Raw genomic sequence first — 21,693 nt, 5'->3', positions numbered from 1 at the left:
ATAGCAATTCATAATGGCTAAAACAATTGGAGACTGCTATGAATTTGACAAGAAGAAAGCTAACTTCCGCGTTAGCTGTAGGCATTGCAAGTACTTGGAGTGCTGGTGCAGCCTGGGCGCAAGCGTATCCTCAAAAAGCCGTTAAATTGGTAGTGGGTTCGCCACCTGGTGGACCTTCTGATTTTTTAGCGCGCGTGTTTGCAGATGCTGTTGGGCCAGGTCTGGGACAAAACTTTATCGTCGAGAACAAACCGGGTGCAAGTGGTATGCCTGCTGCGGATCAAGTGGTCAAGGGCATATCAGATGGTCATCAACTCTTGATCTCGGGCCCGGCATCCATTGTGGTCATGCCGCACATGTTCTCAAAAATCACATACGACCCGATGCGCGAATTGGTACCAATTTCAATGCTTGGGGCGGGTGCTTTTGTGTTGGTGGTTCATCCTTCTGTTAAAGCCAATAATGTCAAAGAATTGATAGCCTTGGCAAAGTCAAATACTAATCAGCTGACGTATGGTTCCGGCGGTAACGGTTCGTCGGGTCACTTATGTACTGAGTATTTCAACGGTTTGACAGGTATCCAAATGACGCACGTCCCCTATAAAGGAGACGGTCAAGCTGTGATTGATTTGTTGGCTGGTCAAATACAAGTCATGTTTACCGCACCCAACGTTGCCATGGCGCATGTGAAGTCGGGCAAACTGCGTTTGTTAGCAGTTACCACCAAGGAGCGTGTGAGCTCTTTACCCGACACAGCCACCGTCCTTGAAATGGGTGTTAAAGATTTTGAGTATTTAGGCTGGATCATTGTGTTTGCACCTGCAGCGACCCCGCCTGCTGTTGTAGAACAATTGTCTGCTGCGTGGATGAGGGTTAAAAATACACCTGCCATTGCACAAAAACTAAATGATCTGGCCATGAGCGCGCCAGAGCGTTATAGCGTTCGTGCTAACTTGGTGGAATTTGTCAAATCAGAGCACGCGCGACTGGGCAAACTGATCAAAGACAACAACATCAAGTCTGAAAGTTGAAAGTGATCTTTGAATCTTTGTCTGTAGAAAAATGGATGCTGCCTAACAACATTGAGTTACATGGTGTTAGACAGGGTAAAGGCCAGTCTCTTATTTTTATTCATGGTGCAATGGGCGATTGGCGGTCTTGGGAGCCACAGTGGAGGGCGTTTACCGAACATTTTGATTGCATTTCCTACAGCCGAAGGTTCAGTTTTCCCAATAAAAACCATCAAGCATCGCCGCATCATTCCGCCATTGATGAGGCCGAAGATCTCAAGCACTTGCTTGATTTGTTGAAAATTGATCGTGCTATTTTGGTAGGAAGTTCATACGGTGGTTTCACAGCCTTGGCAATGGCTCTGAAGTCTCCGAATCGCATTCATACAGTTGTGGCTATTGAACCACCCATGATGAAGTACGCTTATTTCACGGAAGAAGGACGCAATATTGCAGAGAACTTTCGCACCACAACAATTGAACCTGCTAACCGCGCTTTTAAATCAGGCGATGATCTGCTTGCAGCCCAAATTATGACGGGAGGCATCAACGGTGCAAGCTCGCAAGTTGTTTCGGGTGTTGCCATGGAAAGGCGTTTGCAAAATTTACAGGCTATGAAAATGATTGCCTTGTCGACCGATGAGTTTCCTCTCCTGAGACCAGATCGACTAAGTGCATTGCCTATGCCCATCATGTTATTTTCTGGGCTAAATACGCAGCCTGTCCACAAGGTCATCTTTGACAACTTGGTTGCTGCCATGCCTAATGCAAAAGCCGTACGCGTTGCAAATGCCGGTCATGGTGTTTCCCGAGAGCAAGCTGACTTCTTTAACAAGTCGGTACTGACTTTTTTGGGCAAAAAAGTAGCAACCACGATCGATACCTAACGTGATGTAAATATTGAAGGATGAATGATGAGCGATACGCCAAGCTGTGAATTTGTATATGAAGCCATTGTTGATATTGCCGATACAAATAGTTTGGGACAAAGCCCTATGGGTCAGCGTTTCATTGTGAACATCTTGGGTGGAGAATTTGATGGCCCTCGCTTAAAAGGCAAAGTGCTTCCCGGGGGCGCTGACAGGCAATTACTACGGCCTGATGGCGTCAAAGAATTGGATGCGCTGTATGAAATACAAACCCACGATGGCACCGTCATTACGGTCCACAATCAGGTGATTGTTCATATGCCAAGTTCAGATCAACGCTATGCGTGCTCAGTTGTTAAATTTCGTGCGCCAGAAGGCCAATACGACTGGCTCAATAAACGCATCTTTGTCGGTAACCTAGAGTCTCAAAAGCCGTCTAGAAATGCTGTGAAAATCAGAATATTCCAAGTTAATTGAAATTTTTAGCCTTTATCAACGTTTCAATTTGATTAATTCAAATCACTCATTTGTTGATACCGCATTTGCTTTCGCATCTCTGTAGGATTCTTGTAACCTATTGATTTTAAATAATGGCATTCCCCCAAATTCCTAGACACTTTTCATAACGCAGTGTGACTCTCCCCCTCGAACTCATGAGATCAGATTGGGGGATGACTGCAATACAGCGAAAGCGGCCGGTCGTGGTCCGTCATCACTTAGGGGCCTCTCCTCATTAGTGGTGACTCATACTCAGTCGTCCCCATTTATTTCAGCTTTTGAATACACGCAATCGCTGCCCCGCGCCAGCCCAGTCGGGCATGGCGTCACCCCTCACAAATCTGGCCCAGCGTGTGTGCATGTCACTGGCCAAATCGGGGGGCGCCAAAACTCCAATGAACTCCTGAGCCCGGCTTGAATGAGTATTACCCAAGACAAATGGGATTTCCATGGCATGGGCTGCGCCCAAGCTTCTGCCATACAGAGGCGATAGCCATTCAAACCGGTAAAGATACGTGGGGCAATGGGCCTGGTGCAGCAGTTGCTCCAAGGCCAAGGTGGGCTTGCCGTAAAAATAATCGGTCTGGATGCGGCTCAGGGCATCGCCCATGCTCATTTGTGGGCTCTCGGCGCGGTAGCCGTCCAGCGTCTGGGCCAAGGTTTGGGCGGACCAACCGATGTCCTCTGCAAAGGTCCGGACCCTGGCCTCATCAATCCGATCAATTTCGCCGTTGGGGACCAGGTAGAAACGCATTTCTTCGGCATTGGAGCCCAGCAACACCGCACGCTTGCCACCGCCCGAATGCAGGCGCTTTTCAATCGCTGGCAAGGGCTCCATCTCAACCAGCTGGCCATCGACCACTGGGCGCACTGGAAAGTAATTTCTGGGGCGCAGTCCCCATTGTTTTTTGAGGTCCTCATTGCCCATAAACGAAGCCAATGCCCGGGTCAGCGAGGCCAGCGGCACCTCAGCGAGTGCTTGGCGCGTGGGTGCAACTTCCAGCACCCCGGCCAATGCATGGCGGATGCGCTGTGCGTCGTCCAGGCTGTGGCTTTGCATGCTGGGGCTTTGCAAAATGACGCGCTCGAACAAGGTCTCACTGCCGGACAAGCCCATCAGGTGGGTGATGGCACCGGCGCCTGCCGACACACCCGCCACGGTCACGCGGCTCGGATCGCCGCCAAACAAGCCAATGTGCTCTTGTACCCAGCGCAGCGCCGCCAGTTGGTCTTGCAGCCCCCGGTTAGGCGCAGCATCGTCAAAGTGCATGAAGCCATCCACGCCAATGCGGTAGTTGATCGACACAAAAACAATGCCCTGTCGGGCCATGGCGCTGCCGTCGTACAAGGCGTCGGATGCGCCACCGCGCATGAAACCACCACCGGGAATCCAGACCATCACCGGCCAAGGACCATCACCTGCGGGCGGGCACCACACATTCAGACTCAGGCAGTCCAGATCGCCTGCGTGGTCAGCACTGCCAGGCAAACCGGCTTGTGCTGCCACGGGGCCAAAACGATCGCATGGGCAAACTCCCACCCATGGAGAGACCGGTTGTGGTGCTTGCCAACGACGCTCACCTAAGGGGGCTGCCGCATAGGGGATGCCCTTGAAAATGCGCAAAGCGGGCGATCCGGTGTCCCCCGCAGCAGCGCTGCTGACGCCTTCGATCCAGCCCGTGGGCAGTTGCAGGCGCAGACCGTGGGCTAGATTACTCACTGGCCAGACCCAGTTTGTCGATCAAGGGTTTCCAAACCGCGATGTCGCGCTCGGCCCAGAGCGCCACGTCTGTGGGTTTGCTGGTGGTCAGGGTCACATTCATGGCGTTCATTCGCGTGATGTAAGCGCTGTCGTTGCGGCACTTGTTGGTGGCCTCATTGAGTTTGGCCACCACATCAAGTGGTGTGCCTTTTTTGGCCACGATGGCAATCCAGGCTGGGCGGGCCAGCGCCTGGGGGCCACCGGCTTCGCTGATGGTCGGCACATCGGGCATGAGGCTGGAGCGCTCGGCCGCAAAGACAGCCAGGGGAGTCAGTTTGCCCGCCTTAACTTGCGCTGCAGCTGTGCCAATCACCAGCGTCATGGCCTGAATTTGTTGGCCCATCAAGGCGGTCAGGCCGGCCGCTTCACCCACAAAAGGCACATGGGTGGCGGGCCATTTCATGGATTCGGCCAAGGCCGTGGTCAGCAGGTGAGCAGGACTGCCTTTGCCTGGGCTGCCAAAGTTCAAGCCACCCGCTTGAGACGCAGACACTTTGCCCAGATCGGCCAGTTTGGTCACCCCCGAACCCGCCGGAACCACCAGCACCAGTGGCGAGGTGCCAATGACCGCGACACCATCAAAGTCCTTGATCGGGTCGTAGGGCATTTGCTTGTGCACAAAAGGCGTGATGGTCATTTGCGACATGCCGATCGTCATCACGTTTTGCCCGTCGGCGGGCTGGCCTTTCAGGTAGTTGATGGCCAGGATGCCGTTGGCGCCGGGCTTGTTCTGCACGACAGAGGGCTGTCCTGTCTGACGCGAGGTGCACTCTGCCCAGGCCCGGGTCATAGCGTCAGAGCCGCTGCCGGGTGGCTGCTGAGCGACCACCTGCAGGGCTGTTTGAGCTTGGCTGGCCAAGCTCATGGTCAAGGCAGCTGCCAGCAAGGCGGCTTGGGGCAGGGAAAAATTTCTCATGGTGTCTCCTGGGGGTTTGTGGGGATGGATTGGATGAACTTGGGCAAGATGGTCAATTGCGAATCGATGGTGGCAGCGGACGCGAACGGCCGGACTAGGCCGAGGCCTCGCAATGTGGTCAAAACAAACTGCATGTGTGCGTCAGCTTGGGGATGGATGGCGATCTCGGGGAATGACGCCATGAATTGCACGCGCAGCCGCTGTTGAATAAGGGAGCGCTGCTCGATGATGTGTGCGGTCATGACGGCATCGTCAACCGCAGCCAAGTAAGCCGCCCAAGCGCTTGCAAAACGCGGCTGGCTGTAAAGCTGCGCCCAGGCTTGCTGCACAAAATGCTCTGACCGGCGTCGCAAGCCCCATCGGGGTGAGGGCCAAAAATCGGTGTCACTTTCGAGTGAGTCGATCAGACGGCTGAGCACTTGCATCATCAAGGCCGCTTTGGAGGGGAAGTGGTGCTGCACCGCGCCTGTGGTCATGCCAGCGGCTTGGGCAACCGCCTGAATAGAAAGCCGACCCGCTCCTTTTTCTTGCATCAGGCTTAAGGCTGAATTGAGCAAACGCTCATGCGTGAGTTCACTCTTGACCTGGTGCAAATTGGGTTTCATGGGGACTGTCAAAGTCTGCAATGCATTCAAATTAAATTATGGATGTAATGTAATTTGACGCGAATCGCGTTTACCCCTAATTTGCTTCATAAAAATCAAACGGCTACTTCGAACTTGTAGGTCGTCCACTCACGAGCTTGCTCGCTTATCGATACACCAAGGCCCGGCAACGTTGGCACAAGCATTCGGCCATCTTTGATTTGGATCCGTTCATTGAACAAGGGCTCCAACCATTCAAAGTGCTCCACCCAAGGCTCGGTTTTGTAGGCTGCAGCCAAATGTACGTGCAGCTCCATCGCAAAGTGCGGAGCCAGCATAACGCCAGCGTGTTCAGCCAGCTGCGCAATCTTGAGGAAAGGGGTGATGCCGCCCACACGAGGGCCGTCGGGCATCAGGAAATCGGCGGCGCGGTGGCGAATCAAGTCCCAGTGCTCTTGAACGCTGGTCAGCATCTCACCCGTGGCAATCGGGGTATCAAACTGCACAGCCAGCGCGGCATGGCCTTCATGGTCATAGGCGTCCAAAGGCTCTTCGATCCAGATCAGGTTCATCGGCTCCAAGCGGCGGCACATGCGCTGCGCGGTGGGGCGGTCCCATTGTTGGTTGGCGTCCACCATGATCGGAAAACGATCACCCAGATGCTGTCGCACTGCGCTCACGCGCTCGATGTCTTTGTCACAGTCGGGCTGACCCACTTTGAGCTTGATACCGCCAATGCCCTTGGCCACCGAGGCCGAAGCGTTGACCAAGAGCTGATCGAGTGGTGTATGCAAAAAACCGCCTGAGGTGTTGTAACAGCGCACGCTGTCGCGGTGAGTCCCAAGCAGCTTGGCCAAAGACAAGCCTGCGCGTTTAGCTTTCAGGTCCCACAGCGCCACATCAAAAGCCCCGATGGCCTGCACTGAAAGGCCGCTTCGGCCTACCGAAGCTCCCGCCCAGCAGAGCTTGTCCCAGAGCTTGGCGATGTCGTTCGGGTCTTCCCCCAACAAGACTGGGGCGATTTCTTTGGCATGGGCAAACTGGCCGGGGCCTCCGGCGCGTTTGGAGTAACTGAAACCCACACCCTCAGCGCCATCCTTGGTTTTGATCTCGACAAACAGGATGGCGATTTCAGTCATCGGCTTTTGCCGACCGGTCAACACCTTGGCGTCGCTGATCGGCGTGGCCAAAGGCAAGGTGCAGGCAGAGACACGGACCCAAGAGATGGCATCGGACATGGTTGGACTTTCTTACTGGGGCTTGATGCCGGCGGTCTTGATCACACGGGTCCACTGGTCCAATTCGGATTTGACGAACTCGGTGTAGGGCTTGCTACCCTGGGACGGGATCACAAAGCCTGTCGAAGTCAGTCGTTGCTTGAAATTGGCTGACTGCATGGCTTGCGCCATGGCCGCCTCAAGCTTGTCCACGATGGGCTGGGGTGTGCCCTTAGCCACTGACAAGCCCGACCAGGACAGCGCTTCAAAACCCTTGTAGCCAGATTCGGCCACGGTCGGTACATCAGGGTAAAGCGCATTGCGCTCTTTGCTGGTCACGGCCAGTGCCCGCAGCTTTCCGGCTTTGACATGCGGCAGCGCCACATCCTGGTTCAAAAAGACCATGGGAACGGTACCGGCCAGCAAGTCGTTGAGCATGGGACCGCCGCCACGGTAGGGAATGCCCGTCAGGAAAATGCCAGCGGTCTGCTTGAACAATTCCATCGCCATGTGTCCAGAGGCAGCATGGGTGTAGCCGTAATCGAGTTTCCCGGGGTTCTTCTTGGCATGGTCCACCAACTCTTTCACCGTCTTGAACGGTAATGAAGGATGAACCAGCAGCACGTTAGGGCCCGAGTGCACTTGCGTGAGGTGAATGAAATCGGTTACCGAGTTGTACTTGATGTTGGGGTCCAGGCCATGCGCCACAGCGTTCTGGCCCACGCCGGTCTGGATGATGGTGTAACCATCTGCAGGCATCTTGACGGCGCGATCGGTGCCGACAATGCCCCCGGCGCCACCGATGTTCTCGACAACCACCGGCTGTTTCAGGACTTTGGTCAGTTCTTCAGACATCAAGCGGCCCATGACATCGCTGGTGCCGCCGGGTGGAAAGGCCACTATCAGTTTGATCGGTTTATTCGGGTAATCCGCTTGGGCTAAGGCTTTGCCCTGGCTGAGCATGGCCAGACCAGCGAGGCTGATCACGGTAAGAAGTTGGCGTTTATTCATCATATGTGTCTCCTGTTGATGTCGTATGAAAAAGAAAAATGAAATATGAGGTCTCAGGTGATCGGAGCCGGGTTAAAAAGCACCAGCGCGTTATGCAGCTTCCAGTGCTCGGCCCAGGTTCTTTTGCCGCTGGCGGTTTCGAGCAGCATGCGAAACAGCGCCCAGCCAGCGTCTTCAATCGTCATCTCGCCATCGGCGATCTGACCCGCGTTGAAATCCATCAGGTCGTGCCAGCGGCGTGCCAAGTCACTGCGGGTCGCCACCTTGACCACTGGGCAGGCTTGCAGGCCATAGGGGGTGCCGCGGCCGGTGGTGAACACATGCACATTCATGCCAGCGGCAAGTTGCAAAGTGCCGCAGATGAAATCGCTGGCAGGCGTGGCCGCGAACACCAGGCCTTTTTGATCTGGCTTGAGCTTGTCGCCGGGCGCGAGGACGCTCGCAATGGCGCCGCTGCCACTCTTGATGATCGAGCCCATGGCTTTTTCGGCGATGTTGGACAAACCGCCCGCCTTGTTGCCCGGCGTGGTGTTGGCGGTGCGGTCCACGCGACCACGGTCGAGGTATTGGTCGTACCAACCGAGTTCACGCACCACATCTTCGGCCACTGCTTGTGTAGCTGAGCGGCTGGTGAGCTGCTCCACCGCATCACGCACTTCGGTGTTTTCTGAAAACATCACCGTACCGCCCGAGCGCACGATCAGGTCGGCCATATAGCCCACCGCCGGGTTGGCGGTCACGCCAGAAAACGCGTCGCTGCCACCACACTGAACCCCTACCACCAGCGCACTCGCGGGCACAGTCTGGCGCTTGCGAGCATTCAAGCGTTCCAAGTGGGGTTTGGCACGTTGCACGATGTTGTCGATCATGGACATGAAGCCGACGTGCTCATCGTCTTGCAGGCACACCAAGTCGGGGCCTTGCTCCTTGTCACGGCTATCGTGGATCGGGAAGCTGCCGGGTGGCAAGAGGCGCGAGGGCTGCAACTTTTCGCAACCCAAGCTGACCACCATGACCTCGCCGCCAAAATTAGGGTTCAGGCTGATGTTGCGCAGGGTGCGGATAGGGATCTCAGCGCCTGGCGCGTCAATGGCCACACCACAGCCGTAACTGTGCTCCAGACCCACCACGCCGTCCACATTCGGGTAAAGCGGAAGCAACTCGCGCTCAATGCGTTCCACCGCAATCTTGACCACACCCGCCACGCATTGCACCGTAGTGGTGATGGCCAGCAGATTGCGCGTGCCGACCGAGCCATCGGCATTCACATAGCCTTCAAAGGTATGGCCCTCGAGCGGTGCCCAGGCCGGTGCTGGCTGGGTGGCCATGGGCAGACCTTGCAGCTCGCGTGCAGCCGGAATGTCGAGCAAACGCTCATGCACCCAACGACCCGCTGCGATGGCCTCACGGGCATAACCTACGGGCACGTTGTAGCGGAGCACGTCCTGACCCGCAGCGATGTCGGTCAAAGCCACCTTGTGGCCTTGCGGGACTTTGTCACGCAACACCAGACCGGTTGCAGGACCTTCGGGCATGACCGTGCCAGCAGGCAAGCCGCCATCGTTGGCAATGATGGCCACGTTGTCATCCGGGTGCATGCGGATGGCCAGAGGGCGAATGGGTGTGTTCATGTCAATCAAAGGGCTCAAAAGCGAGGCTGTTTGCCCGTGAAACTGGGGTCGTATTTGCGCATTTGTCCCAAGTCATCGCGGTTGCGGATGCCGCAATGCACGTAGTTGTTGTGCAAGCGGGCCAGCGCTTCTGGGTCGATGGTGACGCCCAAGCCCGGTGTGCGCGGCACGTGCAGGCTGCCGTTTTCAAACTTCAGGCGACCACCCTGAACCACCTCGTCGTCTTGCCAGGGGTAATGCGTGTCACAGGCGTAGGCCAAATGCGGCACCGAAGCGGCCAGATGTGTCATCGCCGTCAGGCTGATGCCCAAGTGTGAGTTGGAGTGCATGGACAGGCCCATGTCAAAGGTCTGGCAAAGGCGCGAGAGCTGCTGCGTGGTGCGCAGGCCACCCCAATAGTGGTGGTCAGACAGCACGATGCGCACTGGGCAGCCCAAGCGCACGTTCTCAGCAAACTCTTTGTAGTCCGTCACCACCATGTTGGTGGCCAAGGGCACGTCACATTGCTGGGCAATCGCGGTCATGCCGTCCAGCCCAGGCGCAGGGTCTTCGTAATACTCCAGCACGCCGCGCAGCTGCTCGACCAGCTTGAGGCTGGTGGCCACGGTCCAGTTGGCATTGGGGTCGATGCGCAGGGGTGCCCCCGGAAAAGCTTGGGCCAGTGCCAGCAGCGCCGCCACCTCCTGCTCAGGCGGCAAGGTGCCCGCTTTGAGCTTGATGCTCTTGAAGCCATATTGGTCAATCATGGTGCGTGCCTGCGACACCATTTGTTCGGGACTCAGGCCTTCGCCATAGGCATCAGCGCTGTAAGGCTTGTCAATGTGCTCGGCGTATTTGAAAAACAAGTAGGCGCTGAATGGCACGGTGTCTCGCGCAGCGCCGCCCAGCAAATCCACGATCGGGGCGCCAGCCAGTTGACCTTGCAAATCGAGCATGGCCACCTCAAAAGCGCTGATGACCTTGGCCACGTTCTTGGACACATGGGTGCCGGGTGCCAAGGAAATTTGTTCGCCCAAAAACTCCGAAGCGTTTTGAGCAGGCGCCACCAGCGCGGCCACTCGGTTCTCCATGGTGTTGAGATCCCAGGGCGAGAGGCCCGGCAAAGCCGGTGCGGCTTTGGCCAGCACATCAAGCATGGACTGGTCGCCATAGGTCTCGTTGATGCCCACGCGCCCGCAAGCTGTTTCGATCTCGATGATCGAGCGCAAAGCCCATGGCTCGTGGATGCCCGCCGCATTGAGCAGCGGCGGATCACGGAACGCGATGGGCGTGATGCGAACGTGGCGTATGGCTAAGGGCATCACAAAAATACGGGTCCTGTTTCATCAAAAAAGTGATGGTGATCTGCGATGTTCTGATACATTGCCTTCAAATGCCCCATGTGATCAGTTGTCGTACAAGATGATTATGTGAGCCGTTCTTCAAACAGGAATGCGTATTTACCCGATGAACACCCCGGAAGTCGCCCCCGAAAAGCGCAAATCGCGCAGCCTGACCTACGAACTGGTCGATAGGCTGAGCGCAGACATACAAAACGGCAACTTAGAAAGTGGCCAGAAATTACCCACCGAAGCAGCCATCATGGAACGCTTTGGCGTGAGCCGCACCGTGGTTCGCGAAGCGATTTCCAAGCTGCAACAGGCCGGGCTGGTCGAGACGCGCCACGGCATCGGCACCTTTGTACTGGCGCAATCGGAGTCACCCTCATTTCGCGTGAACCCTGGCCAGCTGAGCACCCTGCACGATGTGATTGCCCTGCTCGAATTGCGCATTAGCATCGAGACAGAAGCTGCGGCTCTGGCTGCTGTCAGGCGCACAGACGGGAATTTGCGCGTCATGCAAGAAGCCATGAACGCGTTTTCAGGGGCCATCGAAGAAGGCCGCGATGCGATTGCTGCCGACTTCCAGTTCCACCACGAAATCGCCCGCGCTACCCAAAACAACCACTTCGCCGACATGATGAATTCGCTGGGATCGCAATCCATCCCGCGTGCACGGCTGCAGACCTCCCCCGCCATCGATGCCACCCGATTGGCTTATTTGCGGCGCGTGCACCAGGAGCACGAAAGCATCCTGAACGCGATTACCGCGCAAGACGCCGAATCGGCCCGCGCAGCCATGCGCACCCACCTGTCCAACAGCCGCGACCGGCACAAAAAAGGCGCTTCCAGCCACCACTGAGGACACTGCCAAGGGTTAACACGCATCACACAATGTGGGTTTGAGTTGTACGATGTCTGTCAAATAAACAACGAACCCCTCCATGTCCCAGTCTTCCTCCACCCCTGTCGTCACGCGCATGCAGGTGATCCCTGTGGCGGGCCACGACGGCATGCTGATGAACCTCAGCGGCGCTCACGGCCCCTTCTTCACCCGCAACATCGTGATCCTGACCGACTCCTCAGGCCACACGGGCCTGGGCGAAGTGCCCGGCGGCGAAAAAATCCGCCAGACGCTGGAAGACGCCCGCCCGCTGATTGAGGGCCTGCCCATTGGCAATTACAACCAAGTGCTCAACGCCATGCGCCAGCAGTTTGCCGACCGCGACAGCGGCGGCCGCGGCAACCAGACTTTTGACCTGCGCACCACCATCCACGCCGTCACCGCCGTGGAGTCGGCTTTGCTGGATTTGCTGGGCCAGCACCTGAACGTGCCCGTTTGCGCCCTGCTGGGCGATGGCCAGCAACGCAGCCGAGTGCAAATGCTGGGCTATCTGTTTTATGTGGGCGACCGCCAGCAAACCGACTTGGCGTACAAAAGCGAGCCCGACCAAGCCGACGACTGGTTGCGCCTGCGCCATGAAAAAGCCATGACGGCAGAGGCCGTGGTGCGCTTGGCCGAAGCCGCGCAAGAGCGCTACGGCTTTCAAGACTTCAAACTCAAGGGCGGTGTGCTGCGCGGCGAGGAAGAAGTCGAGGCCGTGGTGGCCCTGCACGAGCGCTTTCCCAAAGCCCGCATCACGCTCGACCCCAATGGCGGCTGGCTGCTCAAAGACGCGATCCGCCTGCTGCGCGACCACCGCAGCACCATGGCTTATGCCGAAGACCCCTGCGGCGCAGAAGGCGTGTTCTCAGGCCGCGAGGTCATGGCCGAGTTCCGCCGCGCCACGGGTTTGCTGACGGCCACCAACATGGTGGCTACCGACTGGCGCGAAATGGCCCACAGCATCCAGCTGCAGTCGGTCGACATCCCGCTGGCTGATCCGCATTTCTGGACGCTGCAAGGCTCGGTGCGCGTGGCGCAGTTGTGCCAGATGTACGACTTGACCTGGGGCTCGCACTCCAACAACCATTTCGACATTTCGCTCGCCATGTTCACCCAGTGCGCGGCGGCCGCACCCGGCAAAGTCACCGCCATTGACACGCATTGGATTTGGCAAGACGGCCAATTCCTCACCAAAGACCCGCTGCAAATCAAAGAAGGCTATGTCGATGTGCCCGCCAAGCCTGGCTTGGGCATTGAGGTGGACATGGACGCGGTGATGCAAGCCAACCAGCTCTACCAACAACACGGCCTGGGTGCACGCGATGACGCCATCGCCATGCAATACCTGATCCCCGGTTGGAAATTCAACAACAAAATGCCTTGTATGGTGCGCTGAGCACCCGGGCGATTCATCTCAAAGGAAACACCATGAAACTCGGATTCATCGGCTTGGGCATCATGGGCGTGCCCATGGCCGGGCACCTGCTCGCGGGCGGCCACGAAGTCTTTGCTTTTTCGCGCAGCGGCGTGCCTGCTGCCGTGCTGGAACAAGGCGCCAAAGCTTGCGCCAGCCCGGCCGAAGTTGCACAAAAAGCCGACATCATTTTCACCATGGTGCCCGACACCCCGCATGTGGAAGACGTGCTGTTTGGCGAGCAAGGTGTGGCCAAAGGCCTGAGCGCAGGCAAGACCGTGGTGGACATGAGCTCCATCTCACCCATCGCCACCAAGGCCTTCGCAGCCAAGATCAACGCGCTGGGCTGCGACTATCTGGATGCTCCAGTGTCTGGCGGCGAAGTGGGCGCCAAAGCGGCCAGCCTCACCATCATGGTCGGCGGCTCTGAAGCCACCTTCAACAAAGTGCAACCCTTGTTCGCTTTGATGGGCAAGAACATCACCCTGATCGGTGACAACGGCAGCGGCCAGACCTGCAAAGTTGCCAACCAAATCATCGTGGCGCTCAACATTGAGGCCGTGGGCGAAGCCCTGCTGTTTGCCGCCAAAGCGGGTGCCGACCCGGCCAAAGTGCGCCAAGCCCTGATGGGGGGCCTCGCCACCAGCCGCATTCTGGAGTTGCATGGCGAGCGCATGATCAAGCGCACCTTCAACCCGGGCTTCCGTATCGAGTTGCACCAGAAAGACCTGAACCTGGCTCTGGAAGGCGCCAAGGCCATGGGCCTGAGCCTGCCCAACACGGCCAACGCTCAGCAACTGATGAACACCTGCGTGGCGCACGGCGGCGCAGCATGGGACCACTCCGGCATCGTGCGTGCACTGGAGATCGCGGCCAATTTCCAGGTTGCAGGCAACTGAACACCCCCTATTCCTCTCAAGAGACAAACACCATGGACATGCCCATCAACCATTTCAAACACGCCATCCAGTCCGGCCAAAAGCAAATTGGCCTGTGGTCGCACCTGTGCAGCAACATCAGCACCGAAATTTTGGCGCATTGCAACTTTGACTGGCTGCTGCTGGACATGGAGCACTCCCCTAACGACCTGACAGAAATCGTGGCGCAGTTGCAAGCCATGAAGGGCAGCCCCACCACGCCCATCGTGCGCCCACCGTGGAACGACATGGTGACCTTCAAGCGCTTGCTCGATGTCGGCGTGCAAACCCTGTTGGTGCCCTACATCCAGACCGAAGAAGAAGCCCAACAAGCGGTGTCCTACACCCGCTACCCACCCCACGGTGTGCGCGGTTATGCGGGTGCACCCCGCGCCAGCCACTATGGCCGGGTGAAGGGCTATGCCCAACACAGCAGCGAAGAAATTTGCGTGCTGCTTCAGGTCGAAACCGTAGAGGGCCTCAAAAACATCGAAGCCATTTCCAATGTGGACGGCGTGGACGGTGTGTTCATCGGCCCCGGCGACTTGTCGGCAGCGCTCGGTCACCTGGGCAACCCGAAACACCCTGATGTGCTGAAAGTCATTGACGAATCCATCGCCCGCATCCGCGCCTGCGGCAAAGCAGCCGGCATCTTGACGGGCGACGAAGCCTTGGCCAAACACTATGTGGACCAAGGCTGCCTGTTTGTGGCCGTGGGTGCCGACCAAAACGTGCTGCGCGACAGCGCCACGGCACTGGCTGGCCGATTCAAATCCTGAACAGGACGCAAGACATGCTGAACACCCCCGCCTGGGGTCTCCTCGTTTTCAGTGCAATAAGTGACGGTACGAAAAGCTAGCACTGGCGCGGAGGTGGTGTTGGTAGATCGTTGATTTCATTGACTTTCCTGTTCACTTTCAAATCTGCGATTCGTGGCGTCAAACCGTGGTCGGTTTCATCCATTGGTGCCAGTTATCGATGCATTTGGCCGCGAAGGCAGGATTTGGTCAGCATAGCGGTCAACCGGGAAGCGAAACACACCCCGCAAGTTGATGCTCTCCAGCCTGGTGGGCGCAATCTTCCCGATCAGTTCCGGTGGAATGACCTGGCGGCGGTTCGACCAGCGATCCAGGACCGCCTGCATCTGTGAGGTATTCCACGCCATCACGATGTTGGCCATCAGGCTCAACGCATCGGCCACAGCCTGCATTTCATCGACACGTTTGGCCTGCGCCGGGCTGATCCGGCCGGTATAAATGGCGCGCTTGAGGGCGTTAACAGCCTCGCCCCGATTGAGCACCCGGCGCAACTCGTTCCTGAAAGCGTCCTTGACAAAGTAGTCAGCCAAAAACGCCGTACGCAGCAACCGCCCCAATTGCACGCCAGCCTCATAGATTGGATCGCCCTGGGCGGCAGAACCGAACCGCGCAAGAGCTGCCACCGCACTGGCATGTCCGCTCATGACCGAGGCTGCCAGGTGCACCAGACTATCCCAATGCTTTTCGATCAAAGCGACGTCGACATTGGCTTCGCACACCGCAGCGATTTCTGCGGGCACTTTGGTGCCGCGTGGCACAAAGAGGTGGCGCTGTTTGAGTTCCTTCAACCGCGGGCAAAGATCAAAACCAAGCAAACGGGCATGTGACATGGCAAAGTCGGTGTAGCCATGGGTATCCACAGCAAGCTGGCTGGTCTCCAGCTTTTCTTGGCGGATGACACCTTCAATGGCCACGCCCGCCTGGCGCTCATTGAGCACAAAGGGCTGCGCATGGAAGATGCCCCACCGGTCTTTTACATGGGAGTAGATTCCAATGGAAGGTGTGTTGCGCCGAGGATCAAGCCGGGCTTGCCACACCCGTTTGGTGGTCTCCATGCTCATCATGTCAGAAGATGCCAAATCGGACCGCCCCCAGGTGGCGGCAATCGGGTGTCGCTGCATGAATTCCAGCACAGCCTGGCAGGCCTGGCTCAGACGCCGTTCGTCCCGCGCCCAGCGCATGGCCTGGCGAATGCTGGTGGCAGACAATTGCGGAATCATGCGCGCGCATTCGACCGCAGTCAGACTGGTGCCGTGGGCCATGATGCCGGCATAGACCATCAGCAGCTCGTCGGTAGAGCGCGGCTCACGTCCGAGCATGATCCAGCTAAAGCGCACCTGGGCGTCAACGGCCAGAATCACTTCCGGCAATTGAACCTCACCGATGCGGTGATCCAAAGCCGCGCGCAGCTTGGTCACTTCTGGGTCTTCGTCCTCTGCGGGCAATGGCGACAAATGGAGTTCATCATCCACGCGCAGTACGCCACTGCGGGCTGCAGCGGCCACCGCATCGACACCGGCAGTTACTCTGGCCAGCAAAGGCTTCAAGAAAGTGGCAGCCTTGCTGGGTAACGATAGACGGGCATAGTGTTTCTTGGACTCTGCCTGCCAACGCTCGTCCGTGAAGAACAAGCGCGCACGACCCCGAAAGCTCAGGCTGTGCTCAATCCAGACCGAGCCATTGCGCACCGCGCGGCGCAGGGCAAACAGGGTGGCCACCTCCAACGCCTGAAACGCCCGTTCCCGGTCTGGGCTGGAGATCGAAACCTGCCAGATCATTCCCAGACTTGGTGCCACCACTTCAACTGGCAGCTTTCTGGATCCTTTGAGATATAAAGCTTGCAGCTTGGCAAGGTACTCGATGGCAGGATGCTCGCCGGTGGCCTGCCAGGGCAGCTTTGCAATGGCGACGAGCAACGACCGCACGGGGCGAATTCCATCAATCAATCCCTCGCGGACCAGGGAGGCCCTGCTCGGTGGTTTGCGTTTCTGGGTTTCGGTGATCAAGGCTTCAAGACGGGCACGCAACTCAGCATCTGGCACCGCACCTTGCGCGCTCAAGGCAACAAGTTCGCCGAGCAGCGTTTTGTACATTGCGGCCCAATTGACGGTAGCGGGGACATCGGCGGCAGCCTGACGCCACAGATCGGCGATCCGGCGCTGCACCATAAGGATCAACTGGTCTGTGGTGGTGAACAGGCAATACCGAAGAAAGCATGCGACCTCCACGGTGCGCGCTGGCTCTTTGATCTTGGCTCCGGCTGAGGGCGGCCTGGAGACAAGTCGGCGCGCGTAGCGGCGCAAGATGAGATCGGGGATGTCTGCCAGGTGCTTATGAACGTCCAGCGTGTAAAGCAGGTCGATGCGCTCCAGTACCTCGCTGATTTGGCGGGTTGAGTGTTTCGCCGGTGCAGCCCATAGCCAACTCTGCTGGGTTTGTCCATCTGGGCGCAGCTCTGAAACTGAGGCTCGCCAGCGATCAAGTGTTGCTGGATCAACGCTGGCGGCGATGGCGGTGCCTGTTTCAACTTCAAGCTGGGCAAGTGCCGCCGCAATCAGTGTCCGAATTGCCCGCTCGTGCACGATCACCAGCTTGTTCTTGTACAGCCATTGACGCGCCCGCACGAGTAGCTGATCGCGGTCGGCGCAGCGCGCCACTTCGTCGCGCAGTTCACGTACCAGTGAGCGGCGCTGGTGCTCGCTCATCCACTGGAATCCAAGGACCGTGCAGGCTACTTGTTGGTGATCGAATAGCGTGCGCCCGCGTTCATACATGGCTCTCAGCGAGGCGACTTCTGGTGCTGCAATGCCAAGCTCGTTGCCAAGGTGGCGCCACAAGGCTACTGGAATTACCCGAAAGGCACCGAGCAAACGCCCACTCATGCGCAGGAAACCAATATGGAGCGCCAGACCAAGCTTGTGGGAATCACCTCGGCGTGCATTGATTGCGTCGCGCTCGGCACCATCGAAGGTGAAAAATGCCTTCATCTCGAAGTCGCTGATATCGCGGGGGAGCCCACGCATCCCCAAAAACGTTGTGTGCCAACCCTGCATCGTGAACCTCAAAAGTGGGAGGCCACCATACCCGTTTACAAAGCGAACAGGAAAGTCAATGAAATCAACGGTCTACCCAGACCACCCCCGCGCCAGTGCTAGCTTTGCGTACCGTCACTTATTGCACTGAAAACGAGGAGACCCCTGATGGCGATGTTCCTCGTCTCCGAAGTTCACCCCTTCACCGATGGCAACGGACGCCTGGCTAGGCTTGTGATGAATGCGGAACTTTCGGTCGTCAACAGTTGCCGAATCATCGTGCCAACGCTTTTCAGGGAAGAGTACCTGGACTGTCTTCGTGTCCTGACACGCGAAGGTAATCCCAGCCCCTTTCTGGACGCCATGCAATGGATTTGTCAGTGGACCGCTGCCTTTGACTACGAGGACCTGGACAAGGTCATCGCAGATATGCAACTGTGCAATGCATTCGAAAAATCACGCGTTCAGCACAAGTTGCTTTTTCCACCGAAGGCTTGAGCGGCCAATGTCAGTGACGCAGCGGGAGCAGTCATCGGACCACGTGGGCTAGTTGTCTGCTAACGGCCAAAAGCGGTCTGTTTAGGTCATCTCCGTAAGCAGTCATCCGTTGAATTAGACCTTGGCCGATATCGGTCATTCAAACTGAGAGAATCCTTCGGGCTCGACGTGGCACAACATGGCACACATCACAAGCCCATTGATTAACTGTCGCTCACTGTGCCTCAATCTTGCGCTCCGTCACGATCTTGCTGAGCTGACGGATCTCACCTTCTACGCGGTTGCGAAACTCACTGGGAGTACTGGCTCGTGGGCTACCGCCCCAGTCAATCAGCCTTTGCTTAATGGCGGGTTGGTCCAGAACGGCCCGCAGTTCCCGATTGAGTCGTTCCACCACGGCGGGCGGCGTGCCTTTGGTCGCAGCCACTCCCAGCCATGAATCGAATACCACGCCTGCAAAGCTGTCGGCCACAGCTGGCACGCCTGGCAGGGCCTGTTGCCCGGCGGGTACCGTGGTGGCGAGCACGCGCACGCGTTTGTCCTTGAACAGCGGTGCGGTGGTGGTCATGGTGTCGATCATGACGTCGACGCGCCCTGCCAGCAGTTCCATCATGGGGGCAGTGCCACCCCTGAAAGGCACATGTGTAGCCGCGCCGCCGCTCTCAGCCATCAGCCATTCGCCAAACAGGTGCATGGCTGTGCCCACGCCGACCGAAGTGTAGGTGTAGCGGTTGGGCTCGTTTTTGACGCGGTCGATGAAATCCTTGAATGAGGAGATCGGTGAATCGGGGCGCACGGACAGCGTGAGTGGGTAGGTCGTGACTGTGGAAATCCAAGCAAAATCATTAACTGCATCGAAGGGCAGGTTCTTCTTCATGGCAGCATTGCTCGAATGCCCGCTGGGCAGCAGCACCAGCGTATAGCCGTCAGACGCAGCTTTGGCCACTGCGTCTGCCGCGATGTTGCCGCCTGCACCCGCACGGTTTTCGACCACGACAGGCTGACCGAGTCGCTCACCGAGTGGTGTGGCGATAAGGCGTGCCACCATGTCGCTACTGCCGCCTGGCGCAAAGCCCACCAGCAGTTTGATGGGGCGAGCAGGCCAGGCGTCCTGGGCTTGCGCCAGGATAGTGGTCAAAGCCAGCGAAGCAACCAGTATCTGGCCGAGACGGATCAACAAGTGTTTCATATGACGGATCTCCGAAAAAAGAGTTCAGGTAACGGGCACAACTTTGCACACAGCCACAGCGGTGGCTACTTCTTTTCCGTCCTGCCGTAGCGTGCCCATGACGTGGCACACATCGCGCCCACGGCGCAGCAAGCGCGCTTCGCCCTGCAGCGTACCCACCTCCGCGACGCGTAAGAAAGACACGTTCAGATTGAGTGTGGCCACGCCTTGCCCTGCGGCCAGCGTGGCATCTACCAGGCTGGCGGTCAGGTCATCCAACATAGCGCTTAGCATGCCACCTTGCACCGTGCCAGCCGGGTTGCGAAAGTCGGGCGATGCTTCGTAGGTGGCGCTCAGCATGCCTGCCTCCGCGTCCACCGCGTCGATGCGGCTGCCCAGCAAGGTGAGCACGGGCGGACGAGCGACCTCGCCGTTTAACATGCGGCTAAAGTAGCTCTGAGTATCGGCAGTGTTGTAATTTAAACTCATGCGTCGTCGCGGATGCCGTTACGCAGCGTGCCGATGGCATCCACTACGATCTCGCAAACGTCACCGGGCTTCATGAATATTTGCGGGTTGCGCTTGTTACCCACGCCGCCAGGGGTGCCGGTCACGATCACGTCACCCGGCGACAGTGGGATGAAGGTCGAGATGTAGGCGATCTGGCGCGGGATGCTGTGGATCATCTTGTCGGTGGTGGTGTCTTGCAGCACCTGGCCGTTGAGCACGGTTTGCAGGCGCATCACTTGCGCAGGCGCGATCTCGTCGCTGGTGACCATCCAGGGGCCAAAGCCGCCGGTCTTGTAGAAGTTTTTGCCGGGCGTCCACTGCGAGGTAGCCATTTGCCAGTCGCGCACCGAGCCGTCGTTGTAGCAGCTGTAACCGGCGATGTGGTCCCAGGCGTCTGCTTCCTGGATTCGGCGTCCGCCTTTGCCGATGATCACGGCAATCTCGGCTTCGTAGTCGAGGCGGTGCGACTCCGGTGGACGCATGATGTCTTGACCGTGCGCGACCTGTGAGTCTGCCAAGCGCAAAAAGATCACTGGCGTTTCGGTCACTTCGCGGCCGGTTTCGAGCACGTGTTCGCCGTAGTTCAATCCGATGCAAAAGATCTGACCCGGGTTGGGGATCACCGGCAGCAGCTGAAGTTGCGAGAACTGGAGCGTGGGCTTGTGCGCCTTGGCTGCATCGGCTGCTGCACTGAACAGGTTTTTGGCAATCAGGGTTTTCAGGTCGGGCGCTTGTGCGCCCATGATAGGGGTCAGGTCGAGCACGTCGTCGCCGTTCACGACGCCATAGGAGGGCACGCCCTGGTTCAGGAAGCTGATGAGTTTCATGGTCTGGCTTTCAGGTGAGGTTACAAAAGAAAAAGATCAGCTCAGCCGTGCAGAAATTTCCTGCGCGGCCCGCTGGATGAGGGGGGTGAGTTTGCTGCGGTCGATCACGGCCATGCGTTGCACGCTGGTCACGAGGGAGAGGGCGGCGATCACGCTGCCATCGGCTTGGTAAAGAGGCACGGCCACGGCGGCCAGATTGGATTCGAGTTCGCCATCGGAGAAGTAATGGCCGTTTTTGCGGATTTGGCTAAAGTAGCGGCGAAACGCCGACCAATCGCTCGGCAAGCCCGCTGCAGCAATGTCTTTGGTGTGGTTGTCGAACAATTTGTGCAAGGCCAGAGGCGTCCAGTTCGCCAAGATGACCTTGGGCGCAGCGCCTTGAAACAAAGGGCGCGGCCGTCCACGGCCATAACTCAGACTGGCCGGCATGGAGCCCAGTTCACGGTGGGTGTCGAGCAATTGGTCGCCATGCATGCTGGACACAACGCAATCAAAACCGGTCTGGGCCACCAGCTCTTTCATAAAGGGGATGCCACACTGCAGGACAGGGTCGGCTTGGCGGATCAAATGGTCCAGCATGACGATACGCGGACCCAGCGCGAACTGGGCATCGCTGCCGCGCCGCAACAGGCCCGCATCGCTGAGGGTCTTGAGGTAGCGGTAACTGGTGGGGAGTGAAACGCCCAGCGTTTCGCTGATGTCCTCGGCACTCCAATGCAAGCGCTGGTCGGAAAACAGGTCGAGCACGCTGAGCATGCGGGCGAGGCTGGTATCTGCTTTGTCTGCTTTATCGGTCATGGTGAGCT

At 57.8% G+C, this 21,693-nt stretch carries 20 protein-coding genes; 8 read left to right on the top strand and 12 right to left on the bottom strand.

Annotated features, from left to right (window positions below):
* The first annotated feature begins 38 nt into the window (after positions 1 to 38).
* From QZ190_RS01225 to QZ190_RS01215, 3 genes are read left to right on the top strand one after another with little or no spacing between them, the layout of a single operon-like run.
* Complete coding sequence (locus QZ190_RS01225; RefSeq protein WP_291912610.1) at positions 39 to 1,031, top strand: tripartite tricarboxylate transporter substrate binding protein; 993 nt, start codon at positions 39 to 41, stop codon at positions 1,029 to 1,031.
* Positions 1,032 to 1,033: 2 nt separating this feature from the next.
* Entirely contained in the window at positions 1,034 to 1,897 is an 864-nt protein-coding gene (locus tag QZ190_RS01220; protein ID WP_291912631.1) for an alpha/beta hydrolase, read from the top strand.
* 27 nt (positions 1,898 to 1,924) lie between these two features.
* The gene (locus tag QZ190_RS01215; RefSeq protein WP_291912608.1) at positions 1,925 to 2,356 is read left to right on the top strand and encodes a DUF3237 domain-containing protein; all 432 of its coding nucleotides are present in this window, start codon (positions 1,925 to 1,927) and stop codon (positions 2,354 to 2,356) included.
* 292 nt (positions 2,357 to 2,648) lie between these two features.
* Here the strand turns inward: QZ190_RS01215 and QZ190_RS01210 are convergent, their stop codons facing one another.
* The 7 genes from QZ190_RS01210 to QZ190_RS01180 form a co-directional block, all read right to left on the bottom strand.
* Positions 2,649 to 4,097, bottom strand: a complete 1,449-nt coding sequence (locus tag QZ190_RS01210) for a carboxylesterase family protein (protein ID WP_291912605.1) — start codon at positions 4,095 to 4,097, stop codon at positions 2,649 to 2,651.
* A complete protein-coding gene (locus QZ190_RS01205; protein ID WP_291912604.1) occupies positions 4,090 to 5,055 on the bottom strand; it encodes a tripartite tricarboxylate transporter substrate binding protein in 966 nt (321 codons plus the stop codon). Before QZ190_RS01205 ends, QZ190_RS01210 begins: the two co-directional genes overlap by 8 nt.
* Positions 5,052 to 5,660, bottom strand: a complete 609-nt coding sequence (locus tag QZ190_RS01200) for a TetR/AcrR family transcriptional regulator (RefSeq protein WP_291912602.1) — start codon at positions 5,658 to 5,660, stop codon at positions 5,052 to 5,054. Before QZ190_RS01200 ends, QZ190_RS01205 begins: the two co-directional genes overlap by 4 nt.
* A gap of 95 nt (positions 5,661 to 5,755) precedes the next feature.
* Complete coding sequence (locus tag QZ190_RS01195) at positions 5,756 to 6,877, bottom strand: mandelate racemase/muconate lactonizing enzyme family protein (protein WP_291912600.1); 1,122 nt, start codon at positions 6,875 to 6,877, stop codon at positions 5,756 to 5,758.
* Between the two features lie 12 nt (positions 6,878 to 6,889).
* A complete protein-coding gene (locus QZ190_RS01190) occupies positions 6,890 to 7,870 on the bottom strand; it encodes a tripartite tricarboxylate transporter substrate binding protein (protein WP_291912598.1) in 981 nt (326 codons plus the stop codon).
* A gap of 50 nt (positions 7,871 to 7,920) precedes the next feature.
* Complete coding sequence (gene garD, locus QZ190_RS01185; protein WP_291912596.1) at positions 7,921 to 9,498, bottom strand: galactarate dehydratase; 1,578 nt, start codon at positions 9,496 to 9,498, stop codon at positions 7,921 to 7,923.
* 14 nt (positions 9,499 to 9,512) lie between these two features.
* Positions 9,513 to 10,799 carry an enolase C-terminal domain-like protein gene (locus QZ190_RS01180; RefSeq protein ID WP_291912594.1) on the bottom strand — a complete coding sequence of 429 codons (1,287 nt, stop codon included), beginning with the start codon at positions 10,797 to 10,799 and terminating at the stop codon, positions 9,513 to 9,515.
* 145 nt (positions 10,800 to 10,944) lie between these two features.
* Here QZ190_RS01180 and QZ190_RS01175 point away from each other — a divergent pair, with 145 nt between their 5' ends.
* The 4 genes from QZ190_RS01175 to QZ190_RS01160 all read left to right on the top strand — a co-directional run bounded on the left by QZ190_RS01175 (position 10,945) and on the right by QZ190_RS01160 (position 14,813).
* The gene (locus QZ190_RS01175; protein WP_291912591.1) at positions 10,945 to 11,679 is read left to right on the top strand and encodes a FadR/GntR family transcriptional regulator; all 735 of its coding nucleotides are present in this window, start codon (positions 10,945 to 10,947) and stop codon (positions 11,677 to 11,679) included.
* A gap of 82 nt (positions 11,680 to 11,761) precedes the next feature.
* Entirely contained in the window at positions 11,762 to 13,099 is a 1,338-nt protein-coding gene (gene gudD / locus QZ190_RS01170) for a glucarate dehydratase (RefSeq protein ID WP_291912589.1), read from the top strand.
* A 32-nt stretch (positions 13,100 to 13,131) separates the two neighbouring features.
* A complete protein-coding gene (locus QZ190_RS01165; RefSeq protein WP_062407923.1) occupies positions 13,132 to 14,016 on the top strand; it encodes a 2-hydroxy-3-oxopropionate reductase in 885 nt (294 codons plus the stop codon).
* A 32-nt stretch (positions 14,017 to 14,048) separates the two neighbouring features.
* Positions 14,049 to 14,813 (top strand): aldolase/citrate lyase family protein, encoded by a 765-nt coding sequence (locus QZ190_RS01160; protein WP_291912584.1) that lies wholly within the window; start codon positions 14,049 to 14,051, stop codon positions 14,811 to 14,813.
* A 176-nt stretch (positions 14,814 to 14,989) separates the two neighbouring features.
* On the opposite strand, the gene QZ190_RS01155 is transcribed toward QZ190_RS01160, so the two are convergent.
* Complete coding sequence (locus tag QZ190_RS01155; RefSeq protein ID WP_003049965.1) at positions 14,990 to 17,905, bottom strand: Tn3-like element IS1071 family transposase; 2,916 nt, start codon at positions 17,903 to 17,905, stop codon at positions 14,990 to 14,992.
* Between the two features lie 147 nt (positions 17,906 to 18,052).
* Here QZ190_RS01155 and QZ190_RS01150 point away from each other — a divergent pair, with 147 nt between their 5' ends.
* Positions 18,053 to 18,382: a Fic family protein gene (locus QZ190_RS01150; protein WP_291912581.1), complete on the top strand. Its 330-nt coding sequence runs from the start codon at positions 18,053 to 18,055 to the stop codon at positions 18,380 to 18,382.
* Between the two features lie 214 nt (positions 18,383 to 18,596).
* Here the strand turns inward: QZ190_RS01150 and QZ190_RS01145 are convergent, their stop codons facing one another.
* From QZ190_RS01145 to QZ190_RS01130, 4 genes are read right to left on the bottom strand one after another with little or no spacing between them, the layout of a single operon-like run.
* A complete protein-coding gene (locus QZ190_RS01145; protein ID WP_291912579.1) occupies positions 18,597 to 19,571 on the bottom strand; it encodes a tripartite tricarboxylate transporter substrate binding protein in 975 nt (324 codons plus the stop codon).
* 24 nt (positions 19,572 to 19,595) lie between these two features.
* Positions 19,596 to 20,039: a PaaI family thioesterase gene (locus QZ190_RS01140; RefSeq protein WP_291912577.1), complete on the bottom strand. Its 444-nt coding sequence runs from the start codon at positions 20,037 to 20,039 to the stop codon at positions 19,596 to 19,598.
* Positions 20,036 to 20,887, bottom strand: a complete 852-nt coding sequence (locus tag QZ190_RS01135) for a fumarylacetoacetate hydrolase family protein (protein ID WP_291912575.1) — start codon at positions 20,885 to 20,887, stop codon at positions 20,036 to 20,038. Before QZ190_RS01135 ends, QZ190_RS01140 begins: the two co-directional genes overlap by 4 nt.
* A gap of 36 nt (positions 20,888 to 20,923) precedes the next feature.
* Positions 20,924 to 21,685, bottom strand: coding sequence for an IclR family transcriptional regulator (locus QZ190_RS01130; RefSeq protein ID WP_291912573.1), 762 nt, complete (start codon positions 21,683 to 21,685; stop codon positions 20,924 to 20,926).
* Positions 21,686 to 21,693: the final 8 nt, after the last annotated feature.

Origin of the sequence: Limnohabitans sp. (assembly GCF_017848645.1) — a bacterium.
Classification (GTDB): domain Bacteria; phylum Pseudomonadota; class Gammaproteobacteria; order Burkholderiales; family Burkholderiaceae_C; genus Limnohabitans_A.
This window is presented reverse-complemented; position numbering and strand designations above follow the sequence as displayed.